This is a genomic window from Rheinheimera sp. (genome assembly GCF_036568245.1).
Classification (GTDB): Bacteria; Pseudomonadota; Gammaproteobacteria; order Enterobacterales; family Alteromonadaceae; genus Alishewanella.
This window is the reverse complement of the sequence record NZ_DATCSY010000362.1, coordinates 1-4500: the sequence shown is the minus strand read 5'-3', so window position 1 is coordinate 4500 and position 4500 is coordinate 1. Positions and strand designations below refer to the sequence as shown.

At 47.6% G+C, this 4500-nt stretch carries 5 protein-coding genes; 1 reads left to right on the top strand and 4 read right to left on the bottom strand.

Going from position 1 to position 4500, the window contains the following annotated elements; all coding sequences use genetic code 11:
• The 4 genes from VIN66_RS16065 to rpe form a co-directional block, all read right to left on the bottom strand.
• Window positions 1–1038, bottom strand: a 1038-nt coding sequence (locus VIN66_RS16065) for an HDOD domain-containing protein (protein WP_331924920.1), incomplete at its 3' end; no start/stop codon positions are given.
• Between the two features lie 82 nt (window positions 1039–1120).
• Complete coding sequence (locus VIN66_RS16060; RefSeq protein WP_331924919.1) at window positions 1121–1705, bottom strand: aminodeoxychorismate/anthranilate synthase component II; 585 nt, start codon at window positions 1703–1705, stop codon at window positions 1121–1123.
• A 9-nt stretch (window positions 1706–1714) separates the two neighbouring features.
• Entirely contained in the window at window positions 1715–2719 is a 1005-nt protein-coding gene (gene trpS, locus VIN66_RS16055) for a tryptophan--tRNA ligase (RefSeq protein WP_331924918.1), read from the bottom strand.
• A gap of 105 nt (window positions 2720–2824) precedes the next feature.
• Window positions 2825–3499 carry a ribulose-phosphate 3-epimerase gene (gene rpe / locus VIN66_RS16050; RefSeq protein WP_331924917.1) on the bottom strand — a complete coding sequence of 225 codons (675 nt, stop codon included), beginning with the start codon at window positions 3497–3499 and terminating at the stop codon, window positions 2825–2827.
• Window positions 3500–3732: 233 nt separating this feature from the next.
• Here rpe and VIN66_RS16045 point away from each other — a divergent pair, with 233 nt between their 5' ends.
• Entirely contained in the window at window positions 3733–4413 is a 681-nt protein-coding gene (locus tag VIN66_RS16045; RefSeq protein WP_331924916.1) for a TorF family putative porin, read from the top strand.
• Window positions 4414–4500: the final 87 nt, after the last annotated feature.

The following is a 4500-nucleotide window of genomic DNA, read 5'->3' as shown; positions in this document are numbered from 1 at the left end:
TTCTTCCTCGCTGACTTGCTGACGTTGTTTTAAATCACGCCATTGTACGTAGGCCTGAGCCTGTTGCACCAAACGCGCCAGCGGACTGCTACCGGCAAAACCTGCCCCTTCAGCAAGCTGATCCAGTGTCTGACAAAGTGGCAATGTATCGAGCTGCCAGCGAGAGGTGATATCTGCACTCAGGACAGCGGCAAACTCATGTATGCTTTCAGACAAGAAACTGCCATCCGGCTCGAGACTGTCAAGCGCATCGGTCAGCTGTACATCCCGGCTTTCACGTGCTTGCAGTAGCTGCTGCTGCCTGACCTGCTGATAGGTGCGCAAATAATTGCGGGTAACTACCGCATGGCCGAGAGTGTGAAACAGCCCAACGCAAAAAGCATTATATGGATGCTCTGGACTGTCTTCTGCCAGCCTCTTCGCAGCAATCGCCACTGCAAGTGAATAATCCCATAAGCGGTTTTTCAAGCCGGTAAAGGGGTCCGTAGCATGCGGTATCATCCGTTTCATGGCATATACCGGTAAAATAAGCTGCAAACTTTCAACACCCAGGAACCGTAATGCTGTTTTTACGTCCTTTACCATGGCACCTGACGATGTGCGATTACGGTACTGAGGCTGATTAACCAAGCGCAGCAAATCTTCAACTAACCAGGGGACACGGCTAACCAGCGGATCCAATTTATTTACAGTGACAGCTTTGCCACTTAACGCATCCAGCACCTGGTAATACGCGTCGGTGGGGTCAAACAATGACGCCATCACATGCTCAATATTATGCAACCGGCGTACTAATTCATCTGATACTTCATCATGCAGATGCGCCTGCGCAAATTCAGTAAACTGTGCTTTGGCCTGAGCGCCAGCCATACGCTGTTTCTGTGCCTGTGCTTCGATTTCCAGTAAAGTACGTTCCGACTGCGGCTGGCCAGCCCGGATCTGATACCCCAGCCGTTTTTTGTCCGGATTAACGCCAATTAACTGATCAAAAAAGCGTTGTACAAAGCTATCAGTCACTGGCATCGAAGAAGTTATCACGTTCAGTTGGTTCCGTTAGTTTATTGCCAAATACAGCATCATACTGCGGTGCCTTGCACACGCAGTCAATAACAGCATGATGTCAGTTGGCACAGTGCAGAAAATTTGCCAGTAATTGTTTACCTTGCTGGCTGAGAATAGCTTCGGGATGAAATTGCACGCCGTGCAGCGCCATAGTCCTGTGCTGCAGCCCCATCACTTCGTCAGGGCAGTTATTGTCCAAAGCCGTCCAGGCTGTCAATTCAAGCTCCGCAGGGACGGAGTCCCGCTCTACTACCAGAGAGTGATAACGTGTTACATCGAGCGGATTCGCCAGGCCATGAAACACCGAAGTATTATTGTGCTGTATCAGGCTGTTTTTACCGTGCATAACCTGTCTGGCATGCACAACTTTTGCGCCAAACACCTGGGCAATAGCCTGATGCCCCAGACAAACACCCAAAATAGGCAATTTACCGGCAAATTGTTCAATTGCAGATAACGATATACCAGCGTCATCCGGCGTCTTGGGGCCGGGTGAAATCACCAGATACTCCGGCGCCAGCATCTTTATCTGTGCAATACTGATATCATCATTGCGCCGCACCATAACCTGTTGACCCAATGCAGCAAAGTACTGCATCAGGTTGTAGGTAAAAGAATCATAATTATCAATCAGTAACAACATGATATCTGATCAGGGCAACACAAAACCCACGGCTTCATTGACACGGGCCAGAGTGGCTGCCGCCCGGCTACGGGCTTTATCTGCTCCTGCACGCATCACCGCTGATAATGTAGCCTGATCGGCGCGCAGTTCGGCAAAGCGTTTTTGCACCGGCTCCAGTAAAGCAATTACCGCATCGGCGACATCACCTTTTAAATGGCCGTACATCTTTCCTTCGTACTCCGCTTCCAATGCCGCAATAGTTTTACCGGTCACACCGCTTAAAATGCTAAGCAGATTGGCTACACCCGGTTTAGCGTCCAGGTCAAAACGCACCCTTGGAGGATCTTCGGAATCTGTCATCGCTTTTTTAAACTTCTTACTGATCATTTTGGGATCTTCCAGCAGACCAACAAAGTTCCATGGGTTTTCATCCGACTTCGACATTTTTTTGGTTGGGTCCTGCAAGCTCATCACCCGCGCGGCTACTGGCGGAATAAAAGGCTCTGGCACGGTGAAAATATCACCATGTAAGGCGTTAAACCGCATAGCGACATCCCTCGCCAGCTCCAGATGCTGTTTCTGATCATGCCCCACCGGTATCTGATTAGCCTGATACAGTAAAATATCTGCCGCCATTAATACCGGATAAGTAAACAAGCCAGCATTCACGTTATGCGTATGGCGTTCAGATTTGTCTTTGAACTGTGTCATGCGGCTGAGTTCGCCGAACTGGGTATAGCAGTTAAGCACCCAGGCAAGCTGGCTATGCTCGGGTACATGCGATTGCATAAATACCGCTGAGCGGCTTGGATCTATACCACAGGCTAAATACAGTGCCAGACTGTCCAGAGACGCATTGCGCAGTGCAGCAGGATCCTGGCGGACAGTTATAGCGTGCAGATCAACGATACAATATAAGCAATCATAGTCATCCTGCATTTTGTCCCACTGCCGCAAGGCGCCCAGATAATTTCCTATCGTCAGTTGGCCAGACGGCTGTGCGCCACTTAGTACAATTGGCTTATTGCTCATAGTTGTATCCATTTAAGACTGTATTTATAACGATTAACCGGCAGCTGCCGGAAAGAAGTGCTGCATTATAACCGTATCAACTTTTTGCAACAGTAAAAAAGCGGCTCAGCGCGCTACTTTTGCCAGTTGTCGCCGCATCGTTTCGATTGCGTCTTTATAATCTTCTGCATTGAATATGGCCGAACCTGCAACAAACATATCGGCGCCTGCAGCGGCTATATCTGCGATATTATCAGCAGTCACTCCACCATCGACTTCCAGCCTTATCGCCAGACCGCTGTCGTCAATCATTTTACGGGCAGCTGCAATTTTATTAAGGGTCTGTGGAATAAACTTCTGCCCCCCGAAACCCGGGTTTACTGACATCAACAGCACAACATCAACTTTATCCAGCACATAATCCAGATAGCTTAGTGGCGTAGCCGGGTTAAACACCAGACCAGCCTGACAGCCCTGCTGCCGGATAAGCTGTAAAGTGCGATCTATGTGGCGAGAAGCTTCCGGATGGAAGGTGATGATACTGGCCCCGGCTGCAGCAAACTGTGGCACCAAAGCATCCACCGGCTCCACCATCAGGTGCACGTCTATTGGTGCTGCAATACCATAGTTTCGTAATGCCTGACATACCATGGGCCCCATAGTCAGGTTGGGCACATAGTGATTATCCATTACATCAAAATGCACTACATCGCCACCCGCTTTCAATACTGCAGCAACATCGTCCCCCAACCGGGCGAAATCAGCAGATAGAATCGAAGGGGCAATTAAATACGGTTGCATAACGTCTTTCCTAAAGTTGGCCAGCTACAGACTGTACTGAATTTGTCATAAAAAAGCACGGCGACACAAGCGGCTCACCTTGCACAAAAAACGAGCAAAACCGCACCAACTCAGCCCAGTCAATTTGCAAGAAATAAGCTCAATAATCATAGATAAATGATTTTATTAAAGTATTTCAGCTGGCATATATCTTGGAATATGAACAACAGGGAACAGAGAAAAAGGCAAATAAAATGAAAACATCAACAAAAATGAACACGTTAGTAAGTAGTATGTTTTTACTTGGACTGTCAGTCAGCAGTTTTACTGCTAGTGCCATTGAGCTGGGCGGCGACATAACGATTACATCAGATTATGCGTTTCGCGGCATTTCACAAACAGAAGAGGCACCGGCGTTACAAGGTGGTTTGTCATTGACTGATGAGTCAGGCTTTTATCTCTCGGTATGGGGCTCTAACGTAGATTTTCTGGCTGAAGGAACACTGGAACTGGATGTTCTGCTTGGCTGGAGTGGCTCTATCAATGAAGATTGGTCAACTGATGTCGGTATTATGCGTTATGGCTACCCCAACACCGAAATCGATGGCTCAAACTTTTGGGAAGTTTATGGTTCGTTGTCATACAAAGATCTCACTTTCGGCCTGGCATACAGCGATGACTACTATGCCAACAGCGGAAATTTCTTTTACATTTATGCAAACTACAGCTACGCGTTAATGGATAATCTGAGCCTCGACCTGCATGTTGGCCAGAACGAATATGATGACAGCAGCGCCAGTTATCTGGACTGGAGTGTCGGTGTCAGTACTGAAGTTCTGGGTGCTGGTTTAAGCCTTGCTTACGTGGATACCGATATTGATGGTTCTTACCTGGCAGATAGCCGCGTTATCTTTTCTATTTCAAAGAGTTTCTAAACCAAGAAACATTTTGTACCAGTCAGAATAATTTTAACTGATTAATAAACAATCAGCTTGTATCAACAAGCTGATTGTTTTACTATT

Coding starts and splice junctions, on each gene's coding strand:
- VIN66_RS16060 (WP_331924919.1), bottom strand. CDS start 1,705: ATGTTGTTACTGATTGATAATTATGATTCTTTTACCTACAACCTGATG.
- trpS (WP_331924918.1), bottom strand. CDS start 2,719: ATGAGCAATAAGCCAATTGTACTAAGTGGCGCACAGCCGTCTGGCCAA.
- rpe (WP_331924917.1), bottom strand. CDS start 3,499: ATGCAACCGTATTTAATTGCCCCTTCGATTCTATCTGCTGATTTCGCC.
- VIN66_RS16045 (WP_331924916.1), top strand. CDS start 3,733: ATGAAAACATCAACAAAAATGAACACGTTAGTAAGTAGTATGTTTTTA.